21 protein-coding genes and 1 other annotated feature are annotated in these 21,391 nt (G+C 47.6%); of the genes, 5 read left to right on the forward strand and 16 right to left on the reverse strand.

Going from position 1 to position 21,391, the window contains the following annotated elements; genetic code table 11:
• Positions 1 to 50 precede the first annotated feature (50 nt).
• The 3 genes from ABIC22_RS26410 to ABIC22_RS26420 form a co-directional block, all read right to left on the reverse strand.
• Positions 51 to 848, reverse strand: a complete 798-nt coding sequence (locus ABIC22_RS26410; RefSeq protein WP_354484989.1) for a sulfite exporter TauE/SafE family protein — start codon at positions 846 to 848, stop codon at positions 51 to 53.
• A gap of 189 nt (positions 849 to 1,037) precedes the next feature.
• Positions 1,038 to 1,307 (reverse strand): hypothetical protein, encoded by a 270-nt coding sequence (locus ABIC22_RS26415; RefSeq protein ID WP_354484991.1) that lies wholly within the window; start codon positions 1,305 to 1,307, stop codon positions 1,038 to 1,040.
• Positions 1,300 to 1,770: a DUF6376 family protein gene (locus ABIC22_RS26420; RefSeq protein WP_354484993.1), complete on the reverse strand. Its 471-nt coding sequence runs from the start codon at positions 1,768 to 1,770 to the stop codon at positions 1,300 to 1,302. Before ABIC22_RS26420 ends, ABIC22_RS26415 begins: the two co-directional genes overlap by 8 nt.
• A 142-nt stretch (positions 1,771 to 1,912) precedes the next feature.
• On the opposite strand from ABIC22_RS26420, the gene ABIC22_RS26425 reads away from it, so the two are divergent.
• On the forward strand, positions 1,913 to 2,881 hold the full coding sequence (locus ABIC22_RS26425) for a bile acid:sodium symporter family protein (protein WP_127535992.1): 969 nt from the start codon (positions 1,913 to 1,915) through the stop codon (positions 2,879 to 2,881).
• 65 nt (positions 2,882 to 2,946) lie between these two features.
• Here the strand turns inward: ABIC22_RS26425 and asd are convergent, their stop codons facing one another.
• The 5 genes from asd to ABIC22_RS26450 form a co-directional block, all read right to left on the reverse strand.
• On the reverse strand, positions 2,947 to 4,032 hold the full coding sequence (gene asd, locus ABIC22_RS26430) for an aspartate-semialdehyde dehydrogenase (protein ID WP_354484996.1): 1,086 nt from the start codon (positions 4,030 to 4,032) through the stop codon (positions 2,947 to 2,949).
• 168 nt (positions 4,033 to 4,200) lie between these two features.
• Positions 4,201 to 4,473: a binding site (T-box leader), on the reverse strand.
• Between the two features lie 185 nt (positions 4,474 to 4,658).
• Positions 4,659 to 5,531: a UTP--glucose-1-phosphate uridylyltransferase GalU gene (gene galU, locus ABIC22_RS26435; RefSeq protein WP_127535994.1), complete on the reverse strand. Its 873-nt coding sequence runs from the start codon at positions 5,529 to 5,531 to the stop codon at positions 4,659 to 4,661.
• Position 5,532: 1 nt separating this feature from the next.
• The gene (locus ABIC22_RS26440) at positions 5,533 to 5,970 is read right to left on the reverse strand and encodes a GtrA family protein (RefSeq protein ID WP_354484998.1); all 438 of its coding nucleotides are present in this window, start codon (positions 5,968 to 5,970) and stop codon (positions 5,533 to 5,535) included.
• Entirely contained in the window at positions 5,963 to 6,949 is a 987-nt protein-coding gene (locus ABIC22_RS26445) for a glycosyltransferase family 2 protein (RefSeq protein ID WP_095358334.1), read from the reverse strand. Before ABIC22_RS26445 ends, ABIC22_RS26440 begins: the two co-directional genes overlap by 8 nt.
• A 47-nt stretch (positions 6,950 to 6,996) precedes the next feature.
• Positions 6,997 to 9,249, reverse strand: coding sequence for a glycosyltransferase family 39 protein (locus ABIC22_RS26450; RefSeq protein WP_483312567.1), 2,253 nt, complete (start codon positions 9,247 to 9,249; stop codon positions 6,997 to 6,999).
• Between the two features lie 196 nt (positions 9,250 to 9,445).
• Between ABIC22_RS26450 and ABIC22_RS26455 the strand changes: the two genes are divergently transcribed.
• Together ABIC22_RS26455 and ABIC22_RS26460 are read left to right on the forward strand one after the other, a co-directional pair.
• Complete coding sequence (locus ABIC22_RS26455; RefSeq protein WP_354485003.1) at positions 9,446 to 10,129, forward strand: response regulator transcription factor; 684 nt, start codon at positions 9,446 to 9,448, stop codon at positions 10,127 to 10,129.
• Entirely contained in the window at positions 10,129 to 11,667 is a 1,539-nt protein-coding gene (locus ABIC22_RS26460; RefSeq protein ID WP_354485005.1) for a sensor histidine kinase, read from the forward strand. The genes ABIC22_RS26455 and ABIC22_RS26460 overlap by 1 nt, the downstream gene beginning before the upstream one ends.
• Before the next feature lie 74 nt (positions 11,668 to 11,741).
• On the opposite strand, the gene ABIC22_RS26465 is transcribed toward ABIC22_RS26460, so the two are convergent.
• The 6 genes from ABIC22_RS26465 to ABIC22_RS26490 all read right to left on the reverse strand — a co-directional run bounded on the left by ABIC22_RS26465 (position 11,742) and on the right by ABIC22_RS26490 (position 16,632).
• Positions 11,742 to 12,332, reverse strand: coding sequence for an HAD-IA family hydrolase (locus ABIC22_RS26465; protein WP_354485007.1), 591 nt, complete (start codon positions 12,330 to 12,332; stop codon positions 11,742 to 11,744).
• A 180-nt stretch (positions 12,333 to 12,512) separates the two neighbouring features.
• Positions 12,513 to 12,863: a VOC family protein gene (locus tag ABIC22_RS26470; RefSeq protein WP_354486107.1), complete on the reverse strand. Its 351-nt coding sequence runs from the start codon at positions 12,861 to 12,863 to the stop codon at positions 12,513 to 12,515.
• A gap of 2 nt (positions 12,864 to 12,865) precedes the next feature.
• A complete protein-coding gene (locus tag ABIC22_RS26475) occupies positions 12,866 to 13,441 on the reverse strand; it encodes a GNAT family N-acetyltransferase (RefSeq protein ID WP_354485009.1) in 576 nt (191 codons plus the stop codon).
• A 181-nt stretch (positions 13,442 to 13,622) separates the two neighbouring features.
• Positions 13,623 to 13,916, reverse strand: coding sequence for a hypothetical protein (locus ABIC22_RS26480; protein ID WP_095287440.1), 294 nt, complete (start codon positions 13,914 to 13,916; stop codon positions 13,623 to 13,625).
• 143 nt (positions 13,917 to 14,059) lie between these two features.
• On the reverse strand, positions 14,060 to 15,790 hold the full coding sequence (locus ABIC22_RS26485; protein ID WP_354485012.1) for an ATP-binding cassette domain-containing protein: 1,731 nt from the start codon (positions 15,788 to 15,790) through the stop codon (positions 14,060 to 14,062).
• Positions 15,787 to 16,632, reverse strand: coding sequence for an ATP-binding cassette domain-containing protein (locus ABIC22_RS26490; RefSeq protein ID WP_246058063.1), 846 nt, complete (start codon positions 16,630 to 16,632; stop codon positions 15,787 to 15,789). The genes ABIC22_RS26485 and ABIC22_RS26490 overlap by 4 nt, the downstream gene beginning before the upstream one ends.
• Before the next feature lie 113 nt (positions 16,633 to 16,745).
• Between ABIC22_RS26490 and ABIC22_RS26495 the strand changes: the two genes are divergently transcribed.
• Positions 16,746 to 17,336 (forward strand): biotin transporter BioY, encoded by a 591-nt coding sequence (locus tag ABIC22_RS26495; protein ID WP_127536004.1) that lies wholly within the window; start codon positions 16,746 to 16,748, stop codon positions 17,334 to 17,336.
• Between the two features lie 177 nt (positions 17,337 to 17,513).
• Here ABIC22_RS26495 and ABIC22_RS26500 read toward each other — a convergent pair whose 3' ends face one another.
• Entirely contained in the window at positions 17,514 to 18,284 is a 771-nt protein-coding gene (locus ABIC22_RS26500) for an SDR family NAD(P)-dependent oxidoreductase (protein WP_127536005.1), read from the reverse strand.
• Between the two features lie 181 nt (positions 18,285 to 18,465).
• On the opposite strand from ABIC22_RS26500, the gene ABIC22_RS26505 reads away from it, so the two are divergent.
• On the forward strand, positions 18,466 to 19,056 hold the full coding sequence (locus ABIC22_RS26505; RefSeq protein WP_127536006.1) for a TetR/AcrR family transcriptional regulator: 591 nt from the start codon (positions 18,466 to 18,468) through the stop codon (positions 19,054 to 19,056).
• A gap of 74 nt (positions 19,057 to 19,130) precedes the next feature.
• Here ABIC22_RS26505 and ABIC22_RS26510 read toward each other — a convergent pair whose 3' ends face one another.
• Entirely contained in the window at positions 19,131 to 21,386 is a 2,256-nt protein-coding gene (locus ABIC22_RS26510; protein WP_354485016.1) for an FAD-dependent oxidoreductase, read from the reverse strand.
• Positions 21,387 to 21,391: the final 5 nt, after the last annotated feature.

Genomic DNA, 21,391 nt, shown 5'->3' on the forward strand with positions numbered 1-21,391 from the left:
TGAACCGTTTGGTTACGTAATCGTCACGGTCACTCCACTGATTCTTGTTTTTAAAGTATAGACGCCCACACTTTAACGGCAGTAACAGCAATAAGAACAATTAAACCATAGCGAAGTACACTTACATTGATCATTGAACTGACCCTCGAGCCGAGTGATGCCCCTATCAGACTCCCTATAACGGTGTAGATGACTGGCTCAATCGGAATGCTTCCACCACTGACTTTCCCGATGACTCCACCAATTGCGGATATGAACACGATAGCCAGGGACGAGGCAATCGTCGTTCTCGTAGGAATACGAAGCACCGTCAGCATGATGGGAATCAGAATAAACGCACCGCCAGCGCCGACAATTCCCGAGACAACGCCCACGGCCAGAGCCGAACCTGCCGCAATCCATCGGTTAAATTCCACAACATCAGCAGAATCTTCTGTACCTCTTCCCGGAATCAACATGAGGATTATCGCGATAACCGCCAATATGCCGTAAATCAGATTAATGACCTCTCCATTCAGATGGCCGGATATGATGCCTCCGATCAAGCTGCCGATGAGAATACTGAAGCCCATGTATACCACGAGCGTCCTATTCACCAAAGCATGCCCATCTCGGACCTTTCTCTTCTTTCTCTGAAATGCGACTACACCTGCCAATGAGGAAAAGAATACCTGGAACATGCTAATGGAGGAAACCTCATGTGCAGTAAAAGGCTCAATACCCATAAGAGAGGGAACATACAGCAGCAGGGGGTAGTTAATAATAGCTCCACCAATACCCAGTAAACCGGAAAAGAAGGAACCGACCAGACCCAGTATAAACATGATGATAAAAAGCAGAACATCCATCGGTAATTCTTCCTTTCTTGCGCTTGAAAAACCTTGTCAAAAAACTGTATACGCGGCGATATTTATCGGCTATAATAAAAACCAAGTAAATTAATCAGAAATGAGTGATTAAGCATGCTTAATCTGTTCAAGACTCTTTTTGAAAATAAATGTCCTCACTGCAGCGAAAAATTGCATGTATGCAGTGATTCACTCTGCGCCACCAAAACCTGCAGCCAGTGCAATTATAAGGAAGAAAGCTACGGCTCTCTCGGTGTACGCATTGTGTATGACACCACCACAAAATGATAAAAAATATTCCTGCTCATTGTACCACGTCTCCGCTGGCTCGATAAGCGGTAAGCCCTGAGAGCGATTGAAATTGAATATTCCAACATGTAGAAATATAAAAAAAGGTGCTAAACGAATTACATCGTTTGGCACCTTTTTTACTTCATATTCGAAATTTGGTTCATTCATTCCCTAATCCGCTCAACGGATCTTTTAGACTGTTGATATTATTGATCAGATCCGGGATTCCTGTCTTTTCCCAGTTTTCTGCAGTAAAGCCTTGCTCTGCTATGGTGGTCTCGAATTGATCCACAACTTCTGTTAACTGATTGTTATAACTGACCAAATTTTCATGGATGCTCTCACCGATGGCCGGAGCCGTAAGCTGGGAGAATTCACTTGCTTCCGCTTGAATCTGATCAATTTTCGTTTGAATCTGCTCGGTGATCTGGGGATTGTTGACGGCATCCGATGCGAGCTGCTGGAGATCCGCGCCAGCACTGGATATTTGCTCGATATAGTCCGTTGCTCCGCTAACGTAGTTTAAACTTTCGTTTGCCTGCTCCACAACAGAACAAGCCGAGATGACAAAAATACTTGCAGTAATAAAGCCTGTCATGATCAGTGTTTGCTTTCGTTTACGAAATATCATGAGCATCTTCCCTTCCTTGTATCAGAAGTTATTTACTTAATTGAATGATAGCTGTTCCGGATACCCGAATGCAAATCGGTCTGCACTCATAGGATTGAACATGTATAATGGAAGAATCACACGGTAAAGGGATGTCATGAATATGCTTCAGGCTTTGAATCAGCGCTTGAACCGCATCATGCCACTGATTACTCCAATCAGCATTATCATAGGCGTACTTTGCGGAAGCTTTCTTTCTTCGTACACTTTTTTATCACCTTGGCTTTTTGCATTTATGACGTTTGCAGGAAGCATCAGTCTAGGGTTTAGGGATTTTCTGAATGTTTTGAAAAAGCCTTTTCCCCTGTTTGTTTGTCTGTTCATATTACATTTGGCGATGCCTTTGATCGCACTGGGTATGGGCCATTTGGTTTTTCCGATGGACGCTTATACGATAACCGGTCTTGTTCTGGCAGCCGTGATTCCGACAGGTGTAAGCAGCTTCATCTGGGTTAGCATTTACCGGGGCAATATTGCACTGACGCTATCCATCATCCTGATCGATACCATGCTGGCCCCATTCGTCGTTCCGGGTGTTCTTTCACTCCTGATCGGCACCAGCGTTACGCTCGATATGGGAGCTATCATGAGCAGTCTGTTTTGGATGATCGTTGTGCCATCATTGGTGGGTATGCTGCTGAATGAATGGACCAAGGGAGCCATTGTACCGGTATGGGGCCCAAGACTGAATCCATTTTCCAAGTTGTTTATGGCGGTGGTAGTTGCTATCAACGGATCAGTTGTTGCTCCATATCTGGCCGATTTCAACTGGAGACTGGCAGGTCTTGCGGCAATCATCATTTTCCTGGCTTCCTTAGGCTATGCACTCAGTTATTTCATTGCAAGATTGCTGGGCTGGAATGAGGCTGACCAGGTGGCGCTTGTATTTAATGGAGGCATGCGCAATATCAGCGCAGGAGCGGTGCTTGCCGTATCCTATTTCCCACCTCCCGTTGCTGTGCCGGTTGTTCTCGGAATGGTATTTCAGCAAATGCTGGCTTCCCTAACAGGTTATCTGCTAGGACGTCGCTCACAACTGCTGCAAAATGCAGACAAAACGTCGGCAGCCTAAGAACGTGAACCCAAAAAAACGCCAACAACAGTTGGCGTTTTTTTTGGGTTTCAAATGAACATTTTTTATTTTGGTTGAATGTATCCCTCAGCTTTGAGCAGCTCAGCAATCAGGACAGCGCCGCCTGCAGCACCGCGCAATGTGTTATGGGACAGACCAACGAATTTATAATCATAAATGGAGTCCTCACGCAGTCTTCCTGTGGATACGCCCATTCCGCGTTCAATGTCACGATCAAGTTTCGTTTGCGGTCTGTTTTCTTCCTCGAAATACGTAATAAACTGTTTCGGTGCACTTGGCAATTCCAGCTCTTGCGGACGCCCTTTGAATTGCAACCAACGCTCCAGAATTTCATCTTTGGATGGTTTTTTCTCAAAGTTGACAAATACCGTAGCCAGATGCCCATCCGTTACCGGAACACGGATACATTGCGTCGTGATGAGTGGAGACGAAGCTTTCACAATCTCGTTGTTTTGCACGCTTCCCCAGATGCGAAGCGGCTCTTGTTCACTCTTCTCTTCTTCGCCACCAATGTATGGAATGACATTATCCAGCATTTCAGGCCAATCCGTGAAGTTTTTCCCTGCTCCCGAAATGGCTTGATACGTGGAAGCAACCACTTGAGTCGGGTTGAATTCACGAAGCGCGTGCAATGCAGGTACATAGCTCTGAATGGAGCAGTTTGGTTTAACTGCGATGAAACCGGTTTTGGTGCCCAGACGTTTACGCTGTGCTTCAATCACTTCCAAGTGTCCTGGGTTGATCTCTGGAATAACCATAGGTACATCGGCAGTCCAGCGATGAGCCGAGTTGTTGGAGACAACCGGAGTGCCTGTTTTGGCATAAGCTTCTTCAAGCGCTTGGATCTCATTCTTTTTCATATCTACTGCACAGAAGATAAAATCAACCTGACTGGCAAATGCTTCAACCTGGGAGGCATCCTGTACAACGATTTGTTTCACAGCTTCCGGGATGGGAACTGCGAGTTTCCATCTGCCCTGAACGGATTCTTCGTATGTTTTGCCTGCCGAGTTGGCACTTGCTGAAATGGCTGTTACTTCAAACCATGGATGACCATCCAGCAGATCCACAAAACGCTGACCTACCATTCCTGTTCCTCCGACAATACCGACTTTCAATTTTGCTGTCATATAATCATCATTTCCTTTCGGTGTGAGTTCGATAATAGCTATTTTCATTCCTGCATCGGTTGATGGGACTTCATGATTCTTCCCTTAGTAAACACTATTCAGGTGATTCCAAAGCGTGTTGCGAGCACCCCGGAAAAACCAAAAAAATCCCACCCCCAAGACAGATGTCTCAGGGACGAGATTGAACACTCGTGGTACCACCCAGATTCGCCCATATGTCGCCATATCAGCCTCTAAGAGTTAAGGATACAACCGCTAATCCGTTGTAACAGCCTATACTCCAGCTCTGTAACAGGAGCTCCTGTCACACCATCCCTTATATGCCAAGTTCCGATGTGCTGCTCTGAGTCTTTATTCAATAAAAATTCTTTACCCCTTTTCAGCTGCCGGGGCTCTCTGAGAAAGAATACTTTTATTTACTCGTCTCTTCGTCGCATTTGATATTGCGATTATAATATCAAAGTTACCATTACGAAGTAAACATATTTTTTATAATTTGCTGCAAATGGATATTTATTTACTACGTTTTAGTGACAAAAGCATTCGTTACCAGAAGCACAAGCCAGCATTATGCTTAGATTACCATATTCTACCTTAATAACTAATACACCTAAACATTATGCAATTTAGCCCCACTGCGTTGCGAGCTGTTTCAGGTATGGTGACAGTACCGGCTGCAGCTCCTTGCGCATAAGTCCGATCTCCAAAATAGCCTGGATGTAACCGAACTGATTGCCAATATCATAGCGGCGGCCCTCAAGCTCAAGAGCGAGCAGCTCTTCCAGCTGACTCACTTCTTTTAATGCATCGGTTAATTGATATTCTCCTCCAGCGCCTCTCTCGATCCGATCCAAAATGGGAAATATCGATGGTTTCAGAATATAACGTCCCATTACCGCAGTCCTTGATGGTGCCTCCTCCATTGAGGGCTTCTCCACCAGATTCGTAATTCGGTGAACCCGATCTTCCGCACCCGCTGAATCGATAATTCCATATTTGCTTACATCTGCAGGCTGCACTTGACGTACACCAACGACCTGACTGCCGGTCTTTTCATACAAATGAATCATCTGTGCAAGTGCCGGCGGATCGGATACCATAATATCATCTCCCAGCAGCACAGCGAACGGATCCTCTCCCACAAACTGACGCGCACATCCGATGGCATGTCCTAGTCCCAGTGGTTCTTTTTGACGGATAAAATGAATGTTTGCCATATCACTTATCGCCTGCACTTGCTCGAGCAAATCCTGTTTGCCTTTGGCATAGAGGGAGTGTTCCAGTTCCACCGATTTGTCAAAATGATCCTCGATCGATTTTTTATTACGTCCGGTCACAATAATAATATTTTCAATACCCGATTGAACCGCTTCTTCAACAATATATTGAATGGCGGGTTTATCCACAATGGGCAGCATTTCTTTCGGCTGAGCCTTGGTTGCCGGCAGGAAGCGTGTTCCGAGTCCCGCTGCCGGAATGACTGCCTTTTTAATTCTCATATTATGAAACACTCCTTTCGTTCGCATCTGTATTCGGACAGGGCGCTGTCGCGGACACAGCACGGAAAACCCAATATCGACTGGCAATATAGTTCAGGATCATGCCCAAGAGGGTTGCTGCTGCTTTGCTTATGACCAGGTTCCAGCCAAGTATGTGGTTCGAGAGAAACAAGATCAGAGATATTAAGACGAGGATAATCAGATTTGTAGTCACAAAACGCAGCAATTCATTATTAGGACCTTGTCTTCTGGCATCCCTGAACGTCCATCGTCCGTTCCACCAATAACTGTTCAAGACCCCGCAGCTATATGAAATGACCTGGGCAATCAGAGCGGGTGCGCCCAGGGCGGCGAGCATGGTAAACACCAATGCATCCACCGCCGTATTCACCACACCCACGATTCCGAATTTGATCAGTGTGGCCAACCGATTAATCATGGTGAGCAACTCTGCCTGTCATCCGCACTTGTCCGGACTGACTCTCCGATTGATACACGTCACGCACAATGTATAAGGGTCTCGCTTTGGTTTCATCATATATCCGGCCAATGTATTCCCCAAGAATGCCCAGCATAATGAGAATAAATCCATTAAATATCAGCATGATGCTGACGATGGAAGGCCAGCCTTTGATCGTTGAATCGGTAAAAATCGCAGAAATGATCACGCTGAGCATGTAGATGAATCCGCCTACGGACAGAATAGCTCCCACGTAACCCGCAAGCTTGAGCGGTTTATACGAGAAGGAAGTGATGCCATCCAGGCTCAGTTTCAGCATGCGTTTTAGCGGATACTTGGTCTCCCCTGCCAGACGCTCATCTCGTTCGTATTCGATCGCTGTTTGTCTGAATCCAACCCAGCTGACCAAACCACGGACAAATCGATTTTTTTCCGGAAGACGTTTCATCTCATCGCACACTTTGCGATCGATTAATCGGAAATCTCCTGTATCCACTGGAATATCCGTATCGGTTGATGCCCGGAGTACGCGGTAAAACATGCTTGCAGACCATTTCTTGAAGCGGGTCTCCCCGCTTCGTCTGGTCCGGCGGGCATACACTACCTCATAGCCCTCTTTCCATTTGGCAATCATGTCCAGAATCAGTTCGGGAGGGTCCTGAAGGTCCGCATCAATAATGACTACCGCATCACCTGCTGCATAATCCATCCCTGCGGTAATCGCGATCTGGTGACCGAAGTTGCGTGCAAAATCAATTAATTTTACACTTTCATCCCAACGTGCATAGTCACGGATCATCTGCGCACTTCGGTCGACACTGCCATCGTTGACAAACAGCAGTTCATACGTTTCTCCCGTACTGCCCATAACCTTTTTCACACGTCGATAGGTTTCTTCAATGACTGCCTCTTCGTTGTACATCGGAATAATGATGCTGTAACGGCACTTTTGGGCCATATTCGTTCCCTCCCTTTTCAATTTCAGTTCGTTCCACTTGACCATCTCTATAACTTCACTTCGTATAGGGTGCTCTGTCCGCCGAAGCCAGCCCCGTTATCCGTACCTGACATCCACTCTGATGCCGGAATTTCGGTACCATGGTCCATGATCCAGCTGCTGATATCCGAATTGCCTCCTCGGCCGCCCATGCCGCCAACCATGAAGTATTTCACTTGTCCGCTCTTCACGAGCTCTGCCAGTTCCTCCGTGGTATATACCGGATCAGAACCGGAGAAGCCTCCGAGTGTAATGACTGCCTCGTTCTCATCAATGATGTATGGAGCTGCCTGGTTATAGTCTGTCGTTGCAAAAAGATAGGTCTCTCCTGTGTTATTTTCTCTGAGATAATTCAGTGTTGTTGTATCTACTTCTTCGTTCCTGTTTCCGGCTCCGCCTCGTCCGCCAGCTGCTCCCATGCCACCACCGCCAAACATGTTTCCACCAGATGCCGGAGGTGTTCCTGTACTTGAATTATCATCAGCAGCACCGCTGCCAGAAGCACCAGGGAAGGATGGATTTGTATCACTTGCAGAATTAGGTAGAGTCATCTCGCTATCTCGATCACCTTGTCTGCCTCCCATAGCCATGCCCATGCCGCCGAACATTCCATTCGAACCTGTAGGACCCGCGGCAGGAATCATGCTGTTACCGCCGTAGGTAATTGGCGTGAATGCCCAATAGACTGGACCAATAAGCATAACCATAAACCCTGTGACGATGATGCCTTGCTTCCATTGATGTGAACGATTGAGCATTACGATTAGGATGAGCGTAATCACAATGCCTGCAATGAGTTCGCTGATCGACCAGCCTGCACCGATGGTGTCATCATAAACCTGCATGATATACCAGCCAAAGATCGTCGTAAGCAGAACGGCAAGAGGAAGCAGCCAGGCTTGCCATCCGTTACGTTCTCGATAGGCCTGCCACATGGCTACAAATCCGGCTCCGGTCAAAGCTGCAACTGGCGGGGCCAGCATGATCAGGTAATATTGGTGGAAGAAACCAGCCACACTGAAGAACGCTGCAACCGGAAGCAACCAGATCAGCCAAAACGCAGCTTCCTTATGTTTCATCGTAATATTTCTCCGTCTGAGCCCCGCAAAGAGAGCAATGCATCCCAGCAGTGCCGTTGGCAGAAGCCAGCTGGCCTGCCCCGACAGTTCAGTCTGGAACAATCGAAGCACACCTTTCTCCCCTGTGCCGAACATGCCACCCATTCCGCCACCATTGCCACCGCCGAAATTCCTTCCGTTTGGCATTTCAGCGCCGTTCGGCAACTGTCCGCCTTGCGGGAAATTCATTCCGTTCATTTGCCCCATCTCACGCGTTGAACCGTCGCTTGAAGGGTTGCCTGCAGCAACGGAGTTGTCTGATGAATCAGAATCCGAGGCTGGTGCTGAAGCATCATCACGGTTTCTATCATCTGCCATGTTAGGCATGCCTGCACCAGCGGTTCTGTTCTGCTGACCTGTAAGTCGGGACAGACCGTTATAGCCAAAAGCAAGCTCCAGCACCGAATTGGTTTCGCTGCTTCCTATGTAAGGCCGCTGACTTTCCGGAATAGAATCGACCGTCACTGCCCAGGATAGGGAAACAACTGCCAGTACTGCGGTACTGCCAATAAGCAGAAGGATCTTCTTTCTCCATTTCGCCTGGAATGCAAACAGGTAGAAGATATAAAATGCCGGAAGAATCATGTAGGCCTGAAGCATTTTCATGTTAAATGCCAGTCCAATAAGGCCAAATGCTACGAGGATCCGCCACGGACTGCCCTGCTTGGTACCTTTGAACAAAAACCAAGAACCGAGCAATAGTGTAAACACCAGCATGCTGTCGATATTGTTGGTACGACTTACTGCCGCCACAACGGGAACCGTAGCCATGGCCAGAGCAGCAATACGTGCCGCAGCAAGTCCAAAGGTTGGTTTAACCATAAAATAAATAATCAGTACCGAACCAATTCCCGCTAACACTTGCGGCAAAATAACACTCCAACCATGCAATCCGAAAACATAGGCAAAAGCCGTCTGAATCCAAAACACGACGGGTGGTTTATCTACCGTTACGGAGCCAGCCGAATCAAGGGATGCATAGAAGAAATTGTGGAAATTTCTCAGCATGCTCCCTACGGCGGTCGTATAGTAGGAATTGGCATATTGATCGTTCCAAATCCCGTATCCGTTCAGAATTGCCGCCAATATGACAATCGGCAGAAGGACCAGATCAATCCTTCGTTTGGCATGTTTCAATGTCAATCACTCCTTCTCGTTCTTCATGATTGTATTGTGACATGCCAAAATAAAATTGGGATGAGTCCCCGCTGAATGTTAACTGAGGATAAGTTCCAAACCTTTCAGCTAATTTTCAGCTTGGCAAGCGATAATACAACATAAAGCCCTCAGCTTTTTGGGGCATTCAATAGATGGATTTAACAGGGAGGCATGCCCGCTTATGAAGTTAAGTACCGGGATTAAAATCCTTTTGGCGGATGATGAACCACATATTTTGCAATTTTTGGAGCTTGGATTGAGTAATGAGGGTTTTGATGTACGCACGGCTCCGGATGGTGCTGCAGCACTTGAACTCGCACTTGAGTTTCGTCCGCATATGGCCATTTTGGACGTCATGATGCCGGAAATGGATGGATTCAAGGTGGTTGAACGTCTGCGCAAGACCGGAGCCCAGGTTGGAGTCATCATGCTTACAGCCAAGGACGAAGTTGAGAATCGAGTTAAAGGTCTGTGGCTTGGTGCTGACGATTATATGATCAAGCCCTTTGCCTTCGATGAGCTGCTCGCCCGTATCCAGGCAAGGCTGCGTAATCAGTTTCCATTGCTTATTGGGGCCGTAACACATGGTCCCTTCCGAATCGACGATCAGCGCAAGGAGATCACCTATCATGATCAGATTCTTGAGTTGTCCCCTACCGAATATGAACTATTGAAGTTTATTGTGCTGAACCACGGTATCGTGCTAAGCAAGGCGACAATTCTTAGTCGTGTGTGGGGGTATGATTTTGGCGGAGAAGAAAATATTGTCGAGGTCTATATACGATCACTGCGTGACAAACTTGGGGATAAAGAGCATAAACTCATTCGCACTCTTCGAGGTGTTGGATACCGAGTGGATCTCTGATGAGTCATTCGAGGAAGCCAACCACCAAATCTCTTCTGGGACGACTGCAGCGATTGATCTTGCCCCGTTCGCTCCGTTCTCAGCTGCTCGCCCGCTCTTTGTTTATTCTTGCAGCCTTATTCTTGTTAATTGGCTTTCTTCAGTTCTGGATTATGGAAAGCTTTCTGTATCGCAATCAGGCGAAAACGATGGAAGAGCAGATCATGTCCATGCCTCCCGTCTGGCTCGGCTTATCTTCGCGAAATGAGTCCTTCAACAACCCATTTGCCGGACAGGCAGGCACGGATACACGTGTGTCGGGTAACAGAATGCTCTACATTCCCGATCGTTCACTTGCCCTATTCGATCAAAATGGTACATTCGAGGATATATTCGGTAAAGAAGACGGCCTGGCTGCACCCCAGCTCACTTCCGCCGAATACAAAACAATTACGGACCAATTATTGAACAAACGACATGCTCCATACCAGATCGTGACGGATCGAACAGGCAGTGAGCAATTGATCGTTTTTGCCTCGCCTGGCCCGCGAAATCGGGATTTCTCCATGGTTCAGATGGGTACCCCGACGAAACCACTAAGAGATTTGATTGTCAAACAACTGCTCATCTTCGTCATGTTATCCATTCTGGCGATGGTCGCGGGTCTCATTCTCTATACCAAAACGCTCCGCCGTACACTGATTCCATTATCCAGTATGGTGGATACCGTCCAGCGGATCGATGCAGGCAGCTTGGCAGAACGTCTTCCCGCCACGCAGGGTCAACAGGAGGTAGATCAGCTCGCGCAGTCGTTCAACGGCATGCTCGAAAGACTCGAGCAATCATTTGAAGCGGAACGTGAATCCAAGGAACAAATGCAGCGTTTCCTGTCCGATGCTTCCCATGAACTGCGGACTCCATTAACGTCCATCCACGGATTCATTGAAGTTCTCCAGCGAGGCGCAGCGTCCAATCATGAACAACTGTATAGGGCACTCGACAGCATGTATGGGGAGTCTGTTCGAATTAACAAACTGGTTGAAGATTTGCTTATGCTAACCAAGCTAGATCAAGCTCCGAAGCAAGAACAGGAGATTGTTCAGCTGGATCATTTGCTGATGGAGATGCAGCCCCAGCTGAACATGATGGCACGGGAACGCCATGTACACTTCGACCTGACTGCCGGTATAACCATAATGGCTGAGCCGCACAAGCTGAAGCAGGTGGTTCTCAATTTGTTCCACAATGCAGTGCAGCATACCCACCCGGAATCCGGTTCCATTACTGTGGCGCTTTATGCTGTTCATAACAAGGCCGAACTGACCATAAAAGACAACGGCACCGGGATTGAACCGGAACATCTTCCGCATATTTTTGAACGCTTCTACCGGACCAGCTCTTCCCGTTCCAGAAAGGAAGGCGGCGCCGGCCTTGGTCTAGCCATTACACGTTCCATTGTAGAAGCGCATGGCGGAAGTATTGCGGTGAACAGCAAGTTAGGCAGCGGAACAACGTTTACCATTTTGCTGCCTTTGTCTGAGGTAACTTTTGATCATTAGCATGACTAATAACCCTTTCCAGCTCCTTAGGACTGTGAAAGGGTTATTGGCTTAATACTCATTTTTTTTCAATTCTAAGCACCTTCGGTAAGTCTATGGTCTATTTTTTCAATCCAATTATGTTGTTCGTCTGCAAGCATTGTTTCCCATCCCAGCTCCATAGCAGGTTTAAAGTTTTTCGATTGATCATCCACAAATATAATATGAGTTCTGAAGTTCATGTGAGATTCTACGATTTCATAAATTTCTCTTTGGGGTTTGCAGAATCCGACCTGATTCGAAATGGTAATGCTTTTGGTGTGCTTTTCGATCGCTAGCAATATCGGTTTAACCCATTCATGGCAATGATTACTTAGCAGATGTATATCAGCATGCTTACTCCATCGTTCAAGATAATGTATCGCAGGTAATTTTTCTGTCGTACGCTCCAGCAATTCATAAGCATAGGTTTTGTCTATGTTGGGGTATTGGGATTGCAACCAGCTCCAGAACTGTTCCTCTTTCAATTTCCCTGTCCAGAGGTCGACCCGAATAGCGCTCAGTTGTTCAATAAATATAGGAAAAGTTGTTCCTGCATGACCTGCAAGCTCCTGCCAAAATAAAGAGGAAAGATTCGTAATCAGAACCCCGGCTATATCCAAAACAAGCTGAGGTTTGTCTTCCATTCCATCACCTCTGTTAAGATAGACTTACTCACGTAAATGTTCCTTTACCATATCCCTTACCCACACTAACTTTCCGGTTTCCATGACTGTATCACCTTATGATTGACATCGATGGCATGGATATTGTTGAACGTCTCCATGAGACTAAGCTCCGATTCGTTTTGAAAGGCATTTCACGAGCTAACACTTGCACACCATTAACATGTTTCCATCCGGATCCTGAAAGTTAAACCAGTGATCATGCTCAATTGGTGTCGTTAGATTGACATTCTTGGATTGCATATACGCATAGGCTTCCTTAATATCTTCCGTATCAAAATGGAATGCAGGCGTTTTGAACGTATGCTCTTCCGCATAAATTTTGCTGTCCAGCACAATCTGTGTTCCCTGCATCGGAAGGATGTATAAGTGACCGAATAGGATTTCGCCATCCGCAGGAAAGCCCAAGATGTCACAATACCAATCTCGCGCACGCTCAATGTTACGGACGGGTATAAACACTGTACCGATCCGATTCAATAGGGGACCCATACTCATACCATTCCTTCCTTTTCCATGAACTCGTCCTTGGTCAAACCAAACAAGATCATGTCATGATATTTGCCATTCGTGTAAATGACCTTGCGTCGAACACCTTCCTGAACGCAACCCAGCTTTCTCATCATGGCTGCTGAAGGTTCGTTCCCTTCGAGGACGCTATCGTTAAATTTGTTCAGTCTTCTCTCGAAGAAGGCATACTTCAGCATAATGCGAATGGCTCGCGTTCCAATCCCTTTGCCCCGATGATCACGATCCACCTGAATTCCAATGCTAAATGTGCCGTTCCGCTCATCTACACTGTTTATGTTAGCGCCTCCAACGTACTCTCCATGCCAATCCTCAATCGAGAACATGATGCGTCCATGTGTACTGGAGAAATTGGAGAAGCTCTCTGTAAAATGTTTGGCCTCGGCAGACGTCGGCGGCAGTTCCACCGCACATTCGAGCAGACGACGGGCAGGTGTATCAAAACGATTATAATAATGAGCTTCCCAATCTTCCTCGCGCAGAGCACGCAGCCTGATCTGCTCATCCTGCCAAAAATAATTGCTATAGTCAATCTCTCTCATTTCTTCATCCCCCATTTTCCATCGGTTTGTTCTCACGTCTTTTTGAACTAAACCTATAATAACCCAGATTGTGGAATTAACGGTAGATTCTTTTTTACTGAAGTGAACGCCAAACAGCCCCCCAGCAGAGCATTCTGCCAGGAGGCTGTGATTTATTTTTGTATACGATGAACCGCTCCGATTATTCCGAATATTGGGGCTTCGTAACGCGATCAGGAACCGATTCGTCGAAGACATCCTGACCTGGATAATCCCGTACTTCCCCTTCATGAAGCTCGTGATTCTCATAGTCAAACCGATGTGCGGATCGCTGATCCACTCGCCACGGCGAACTCTTTCCAAGTGATTCTGACAGTAACGATGAGCCGTAGGGGCCTTCGGGAAACTCCTCCAGTGCGAGATCATTCCGCTGCGACTCCACCGTAGACAGATCGGTATATTCGCGCCGTTCTTCGTGCAAAAATTTGTCCTTCATCGTTCGTCCCTCCATATCCGCCTTGAGGTATCCAAAGCACGTCTATTTTGAGCGAAAACCGTACCATTTATGCATCATCCCTGGAAAACACTGCGTTTCATGCCTTGATTCATAGAATGAATCTGCGCTGTGCTCTCTCGTCATCACTTACGTATCGATATAAACAAAACAAATACAATAAGTCCAATACAACAGATGATCGTATCCCTTTTGGACCATACCAACAGGGTAGAACGTACACCAACCATGGGATTTTCCCGCACTTTCCGCATCTCCATGGCAATCGTCATATCTTCCGCTCGCTGCAATAACGACATTAATAAGGGGATAACCATCGGTCCGATGTCCCGAACCCGAACCGTATTGGGTTTCAGGGCAGCTTTACCGCGTGACCGGACGATAAGAGAGAAGCGCTGCCACTCGCTCCAGATCATCGGGATAAACCGGAAGATCAATGAAACGGCAAGTGCAAACGAAGCAACAGGCAGCCTGATTTTTTTGCCTATGCCCAGCACCCAGTTTAGCCCTTCCACCATTCGGCCATAAGGCGTGGTTAGCGAAAACCATAGACTCGCCAAAGTAACGATAAACAAACGATACACATTCAGGAGTGTTGCCTCTGCCTGGTGCAAGGAAAAACCGAAGCGTAGACTCCCTCCTTCTGTTTCAAGCGTGGTCCCGGACAACGCCGTAGATATGATGAAGAACAGCAATAAGGGCTTCATTAACTTCAAGCAGCCTGCCAGAGTCTGACGGGGCAATATACTTAGCGCCAATACGACCGGTACCAGTGTGAGGGATAACCCGATCCAGCGGTGCTGCAGCATTGCTGCGGTTACGAGCAGAATATACAGCAGCCATTTGAGACGCGGGTCCATATTACGGTAGAGGTCATTGGGTGGAACTGCCACTTGAGCTTCAATGGAACGCTCCATTTTTGCCAACTCTTGCTGGCTCGGTTCACTTGTCTCTGGCACACTTGTCTGCTTCCCCTGCCGGTATAGCTTATCCGACGCAGCAAATGAGGACTGAGCAATACTTGCAGCCATCTCCTCTGGCGTTAATGCCGTGGGCAATTCAATGCCAGCTGCTCTGAACTGCTGGGCAAGTCGCATGGAAGGCGGCAACCCGATCTCTGCCGCTACGAGCAGTTCGGGTTGCCTATGAAGTTCTCTCGGTGTAAGATCCGCAATCAACTGCCCTTCTCGCAGCAAAAGAACACGATCCGCAATCGGCAAAAATGTATCCAGGTCGTGCATGGCCACAATTGCTCCCTTGCCTGCGTCCCGGTGCCGTTTAAGCACGTCAAGCAGAAGCAAAACGCTCTGTGCTTCCAATCCGGCGCTCGGTTCATCTAGCAGCAGCCACTCAGGCTTCGTTGCCGTCCCGAGCGCGAGGCCGAGTCTTCTTCGTTCACCCCCGCTCAGCGCAAAAGGAGATCTATCCGGATTGAAGCGCTGCTTCATCTCATCTGGATCCGTTGGCGGATCCCATTGTATAAGCGACTCGGTCATCTGGCGTTTCTTTTGTTCATCCGATAGTGGGTACGGGCGAAGCGAGTACGAGAATTCCCGTTGAATGCTTCGGGCAAATAGCTGCTGCTCGGGAAACTGGAACACCAATCCCATCTGCAGCAAAATATACCGCGGTACCTTGCCATTTTGCCAGAAAGGTTCACCGTTTAATGCAATTTGACCAGCACTTGGCGGTTTAAGACCTGCTATGGTCTGCAATAGAGTGGTTTTACCGGATCCTGTGCAGCCTAATAACAGGGTTATATCACCGCTGTTAAACTGGATGGAAATGTCCTGCAAAAGTGCCCGCGTTCCGGATTCAGGCGCTTCTACGGTTAGGTGATCTAGTCCAATAGTCATCGGGCAGCCTCCTTCACCAGTTGTTCTGGCCGGAGTGGTGTAGCGGTTTGATTCAGAAAACCTTGCTGTTTGAGAAGGAGAGCTGTTTTTACTGTAAAGGGTGGGTCCAGTCTCAGTCGCTCACAGGGTGTACGTCCCTCAGCCATGGTTGCCGGGCTAGTCTCGACCGTGCTTCCATAGAAAAATGACGATGGTACCCCATCATATACACATTTTCCTTGTTCCATAGCCATAATCCGAGTACTTAGAGTTGCTTCTTCCAAGTGATGCGTAATCCAGATAACTGCAGTTCCTTGCCGGACGACAGATTCCACAATGGATTCTATCCGCTCTCTCGCTCCCGGATCCAGCATAGCCGTAGGTTCATCGAGGACAAGAACATCCGGCTTCGAGGCCAGGGCTACCGCAATATTGAGCAGCTGCTTTTGGCCGCCAGACAGACGAGATATAGCTGTGTCCGGGGAATATTGAAGGCCAACCATATGTAAAGCGTCTTCTCTACGCCGTAATTGTTCCTCTACTGAATCAACGAACGGAGATAGACTGAAATGAAATTCTTCCTCAATCGTATCTCCAAGCACCTGCGCATCAGGCTGCTGAAGCACTCCGCGAACGGCAAGCTCAGGAGCCGCCTGTCTTGTTCCGCCTGATAGTTGTGTGAAGCCGATCAGCACTGCGGCCAGTGTACTTTTCCCGCTACCATTGGCTCCCACAATACTAATCCATTCCCCGGGATATACGTTCAGGGAAACCCCATCGACTGCCTTGCGAACTTGGCCGGATTCGGCCGCATAATGGACTCGTGCATGTTCTAGTGCAATTAAAGGCATAACGTCCTGCATCGAAATTTGGTCCTTTCCCTTTTGCTTCTTTTGTGGTACGATCCAAATCGTTAACCACATCTTCTTGTTTTGGTTAACAATAAGATTACCAAAATCGAAAGGATTGTTCAATCATGAAGTTATCTTTGCGGGGTATTGTATTTAGTGCACTCATGGCAGCTATACTCGTTCTTTTTGGTTACATAAGTATTCCCATCGGTTTCTCACCCGTCCCTATTACGCTGCAGACGCTTGCCGTCATGCTGGCGGGAGGATTACTGGGCCCGTTATACGGTTTTCTAAGTATTGCTCTGGTCGTTATTTTGACTGCTCTCGGGTTCCCGCTTCTGCACGGGGCCGGCGGCCTCGCCGTACTCCTAGGTCCTACAGGCGGATACGTCATGATGTGGCCTTTCGCCGCCCTGCTCATTGGATTGCTGCTGGCACGAATCAAGCTGAGAGGAATCGGCGGTTATCTACTGGCATTTGTCGTGTTTGAACTGTTTGGATCGTTGCTGATCTATGTCTCAGGCGTACCGTGGCTGGCTTATGCCTATAAAATGTCTCTTCCGGAAGCCATGATTCAAGGTTTCTATCCTTACATTATCGGAGATCTGATCAAAGCACTCTTTGCTGCAATCATTATCGCGCCGGTTCGTATGGTATTCCCGCCGCAGCGACTGACAGGTAATCTGAATTCGACCATTGTGAAGGCCGATTCCTAAGGAACACATATCATAAAAAAACTACTCAACCCAAAAAGTCGTTTCCGCGTGCAGGAAGGTACTTACATCCACGCAGGAAACGACTTTTAAATATAATGAGGAACTTTGCTAATGAAATGAATCATGAAGGTGATTCTTGCTCCCTAGCTCTAACTACCAGTTAGCGAACCGAGATATTTAACGAGATGTATAACCTGCATCGGCGTGAATTGTCGTGCCAGTCACGTAAGAAGATGCATCGGATGCCAGCCACAGACTCGCTTGAGCAATCTCGTTAGGTTGTCCAAAACGATTCAGCAAACTGAGCTGCGGTGCATACTCTTCAGCCGTGAAGCCGAATTGATCCAGCGCACCACGCAGCATCGGCGTGTCGATCGCGCCTGGCGCAACCGTGTTGACACGGATATTGTGCGGTCCGTTCTCCATTGCGGCAACCTTGGTCATTCCAACAACACCGTGTTTGGCAGCAACATAAGCGATGTTGTTTGGTTGCGGACGGAATCCGCTCACAGACGAAATGTTAATGATGGATCCGCCCTTGCCTTGTTTCAGCATCTGCTGAAGCTCATATTTCATACAAAGCGCCGTACCTGTCAGGTCAACCGACATCAAGCGGTGCCAATAGGCTTCGTCAAATTCCGCTGCTGGCTTGTCATCCGGAGTAAGGGCGGCATTGTTCACAGCCACATCCAGTTGTCCGTATGTATCCACTGCAAATTTAACCATAGCCTGTACTTCTTCGGTTTTGGAAATGTCCACTTTCACGAAAGCGGATTCACCGCCTTCCGCACGGATTGCTTCCACGACAGCTTGTCCCTTTTCTTCGTTAAAATCCGCTACCACAACTTTGGCTTTGGCTGCTGCAAACAGTTTGGCCGTTGCTTCGCCCATGCCCATGGCTGCTCCTGTTACGATTGCTACTTTTCCTTCCAAAACGGGAAATGTCATAATAAAGAATACCTCCAATTTAATATGAATGCTAAACAATCCTCAATATATCCATATCACTAGCCTTATTCAATCCGTAATATGTCCTTAACTGTATGTTAATGTACAAAACATGACATTCTGTTCATTAAGTTGCGTCATCATGACAATTCAACCATACTATTATAGAGGTGAATATAAGATGACCGTGCAGTTGGACAAGCGAATACTTCGCTCCAAATCCGATATTAAACATACGTTTTTGCGTTTACTTCAGGATAAACCTTTTCATCAGATCTCCATTTCGGAGATTGTAAGGGAAGCGAGCTATAATCGAGGAACATTTTATGCCAATTTTGCAACCAAAGAGGATCTGCTAGGTGAAATTATTCAGGATGTTCTTGAAGAATTTGTTAATCAGATCAAGCATCCGTATCGGTACATAACGAGAGTGAACCTGAAAGAAATGCACACCGAGGACATCACGTTGTTTCTGTATTTGAAAGAACATGCTTCTATATATAAGCTGCTGCTTAGTGATCATATCCAGGTTGATTTTCGATACCAGTTGGCGAAGACGATTGAAGACCTGTTTGTCGCTGAATATGAATATGAACTGGAAGAAGGATCACGGATTGATCCGAAATGGCTGTTTATCTACCGCGCTCATGGGGTTGCTGGACTGTTGATTCGGTGGATTGAAGAGGACTTCCCCAACACTCCCCAATATATGAGTACTCAAATCGTAGAATTAATGCTCCTGTCTACGGCCGTTTTCCATGTAAAAAAATAATTCCATGAATCTGCCTCAAACCGTTCATTCGAAACAAATATAAATGAAAAGGCAGCGCCGACGGCGCTGCCTTTTTAGGAATATACACGGACTTCAATCAACTCGGCACAGGGACCTCCGTTGGTCTCCTCAACAATGATGCGCAGATTTCTTGTCGACACAAAGTGATTCAACGCAATACGGTTAGTACGCCTGCGATTATCCTTGACGGATTGAACCAGAACCCGTTTGCCTTCCACCTCTGCTTCGATCCGGTACGCTTTTACGAGCTCCGGAATGATCTCGAACGGAGTCCGGTGATGATGCAGATTAATGAGATCTTCATTCACATCATCATTCCATGTCAGAAGAATCTCACGGATAGACACCGCATGCTCCCACTCCAACTCCACCCAGGCTTCACCGTTTTCGTTCTCATACAGAGGAAGAGACATCCAGGAATGAGGGCCGCCATAAGGGCGTTTATAGCCATCGATTACTTTTTCCGGCAGATAAGCATCTGTCTTTCCTGTAATTTTAAAACAAAATGGTTTGCGGTTCAGTGCCTTCATGCTCCAGGCAACAACGGGCTGAGACTCATCGTGATCCTCAAGGGAAGCGACCGCGTGCGGGGTAGCACCCTTCTCAAAGGACAACACACCGGTTACTTGCTGATTGGATTGATAGAGTCTAATTCTGTCATTCTGCCTGATAACAACAAATGCATTCTGCGAATGGGCAGGCTCCCATTGGATGCTGACATGAATCCATTGCTCTTCACCCTTAGTTACACGAATGGTCCTTTCGGCAATCTGTTTTGCTGGAACGTAGTTCTCTTCCCGACCTGTATCCCAGAGCTCTACTTGGAGCTCTGTATCTTCCTCTGCCGATACCAGTAGCTCCATCCCCTGAAGCGAAGGATCAATGGGAAAAAGAATTCCGATATCTCTCTCCAATCGGTAGGACGCTACCGGTTGATCAATTGCAATGGTCATACACGCTGTTGAAGCAGTTACTACAGCCTTAGGGGCAAGGTCCTGCCTGTCTTCATTTTGCAATCCGATGACCGATGCATCCTGTCGCAGCAGCGTTTGCTGCAATTCCTTCAGATGCTGGTTATGGATCAATCGCGGGGATACCCCCTTGGCTGCACAGAGCGCAGCAGCAGTCCCGGCAGCTTCACCCATCACCGCACAGGTTGCCATAACTCTTGTCGTACCGAAGGCCACATGTGAAGCACTTACATTTCTTCCCGCAAAGAGCAGGTTCGACACATTCGCCGAATAAAGTGAGCGATAAGGAATATGATAGATGCCATCGGCATGCATATGCTTGGAACCGCTGGCTTCGGCGTACATGCCTTGTGGTGGATGCAGATCAATGGACCACCCGCCAAAAGCAATCCGGTCGGCAAAAGGTTCCTGAGCTAGAATATCATTTTGGTTGAGTACATAATCTCCCATAAAACGTCTGTATTCTCGTTTCCCCGGAATGGAACCCACCCATTCCAGTGTCATCGTTTCTGCATCAAACTGCCCTGAATTTTTAATATAATCCCAGATGCCATAAATGACCGACCAGAGTTCATCCCGGATCCGTTCATTCTCATGAACCGTGTCCAGTTCCCCTCCCCATTCGATCCACCAATAATGACAGCCTGAATCACCGCTGCGAATGACACGTTTGATTGGAATGGGCGTTTCCTCAATGTTTTTGGCAAAGGACGGAGGCACGAAACGAACAGGTCTACCTGCATCCTGTGTGTAGAATAGCAGCGTACTTCCCAGCGTTATCTGATCAGCCGTCTCAGGTGCCCACTCTTCTCCATATTCATGTGCCGCCTCACGTCCCAGACGATAGCGGGCTCCAGCCAGAAATCCGACTAAGCCGTCTCCTGAACAATCAAGAAACACCGGACTTTCAAAGCGAATGCGCCGTTCCGATCCCATCATCCACCCCGTCACCGATCGAATATGGCGGTCTTCCTCCGTTCCTTCTGCTTCCACCTCGTGTACATCCGTATTCAGAAACAGGCTGATCCGTTCTTCCGCTCGAACGGCTTCCAAAAGAACCAGATCCCACAAATAGGGATTCCCTTCCGGATTGCAGTACTGGTTCTCCAGGAACAGCTCTCCCATGATGCCCGTCTCCCGGGCATACCGGTTCGTTCCGTGTGCTGTTGCTCCGCAAACCCACACCCTTACTTCACTGCTTGAATTACCGCCAAGCACAGGCCGGTTATTAATTAGGGCCACCGTACTTCCCAATCTCGCCGCTGCGATGGCAGCACAGATGCCTGAGAGCCCGGCCCCGACAATCGTAATGTCACTGGTAATCTGTTCTGTTCTCATGTTCA

The sequence above is a fragment of the Paenibacillus sp. PvP094 genome (assembly GCF_040546835.1).
Taxonomy (GTDB): domain Bacteria; phylum Bacillota; class Bacilli; order Paenibacillales; family Paenibacillaceae; genus Paenibacillus; species Paenibacillus illinoisensis.

Excerpts from the sequence above, each read along its gene's own strand:
- ABIC22_RS26410 (WP_354484989.1), bottom strand. The coding sequence starts at position 848 with ATGGATGTTCTGCTTTTTATCATCATGTTTATACTGGGTCTGGTCGGT.
- ABIC22_RS26415 (WP_354484991.1), bottom strand. The coding sequence starts at position 1,307 with ATGAATGAACCAAATTTCGAATATGAAGTAAAAAAGGTGCCAAACGAT.
- ABIC22_RS26420 (WP_354484993.1), bottom strand. The coding sequence starts at position 1,770 with ATGATATTTCGTAAACGAAAGCAAACACTGATCATGACAGGCTTTATT.
- ABIC22_RS26425 (WP_127535992.1), top strand. The coding sequence starts at position 1,913 with ATGCTTCAGGCTTTGAATCAGCGCTTGAACCGCATCATGCCACTGATT.
- asd (WP_354484996.1), bottom strand. The coding sequence starts at position 4,032 with ATGACAGCAAAATTGAAAGTCGGTATTGTCGGAGGAACAGGAATGGTA.
- galU (WP_127535994.1), bottom strand. The coding sequence starts at position 5,531 with ATGAGAATTAAAAAGGCAGTCATTCCGGCAGCGGGACTCGGAACACGC.
- ABIC22_RS26440 (WP_354484998.1), bottom strand. The coding sequence starts at position 5,970 with ATGATTAATCGGTTGGCCACACTGATCAAATTCGGAATCGTGGGTGTG.
- ABIC22_RS26445 (WP_095358334.1), bottom strand. The coding sequence starts at position 6,949 with ATGGCCCAAAAGTGCCGTTACAGCATCATTATTCCGATGTACAACGAA.
- ABIC22_RS26455 (WP_354485003.1), top strand. The coding sequence starts at position 9,446 with ATGAAGTTAAGTACCGGGATTAAAATCCTTTTGGCGGATGATGAACCA.
- ABIC22_RS26460 (WP_354485005.1), top strand. The coding sequence starts at position 10,129 with ATGAGTCATTCGAGGAAGCCAACCACCAAATCTCTTCTGGGACGACTG.
- ABIC22_RS26465 (WP_354485007.1), bottom strand. The coding sequence starts at position 12,332 with ATGGAAGACAAACCTCAGCTTGTTTTGGATATAGCCGGGGTTCTGATT.
- ABIC22_RS26470 (WP_354486107.1), bottom strand. The coding sequence starts at position 12,863 with ATGGGTCCCCTATTGAATCGGATCGGTACAGTGTTTATACCCGTCCGT.
- ABIC22_RS26475 (WP_354485009.1), bottom strand. The coding sequence starts at position 13,441 with ATGAGAGAGATTGACTATAGCAATTATTTTTGGCAGGATGAGCAGATC.
- ABIC22_RS26480 (WP_095287440.1), bottom strand. The coding sequence starts at position 13,916 with ATGAAGGACAAATTTTTGCACGAAGAACGGCGCGAATATACCGATCTG.
- ABIC22_RS26485 (WP_354485012.1), bottom strand. The coding sequence starts at position 15,790 with ATGACTATTGGACTAGATCACCTAACCGTAGAAGCGCCTGAATCCGGA.
- ABIC22_RS26490 (WP_246058063.1), bottom strand. The coding sequence starts at position 16,632 with ATGCAGGACGTTATGCCTTTAATTGCACTAGAACATGCACGAGTCCAT.
- ABIC22_RS26495 (WP_127536004.1), top strand. The coding sequence starts at position 16,746 with ATGAAGTTATCTTTGCGGGGTATTGTATTTAGTGCACTCATGGCAGCT.
- ABIC22_RS26500 (WP_127536005.1), bottom strand. The coding sequence starts at position 18,284 with ATGACATTTCCCGTTTTGGAAGGAAAAGTAGCAATCGTAACAGGAGCA.
- ABIC22_RS26505 (WP_127536006.1), top strand. The coding sequence starts at position 18,466 with ATGACCGTGCAGTTGGACAAGCGAATACTTCGCTCCAAATCCGATATT.
- ABIC22_RS26510 (WP_354485016.1), bottom strand. The coding sequence starts at position 21,386 with ATGAGAACAGAACAGATTACCAGTGACATTACGATTGTCGGGGCCGGG.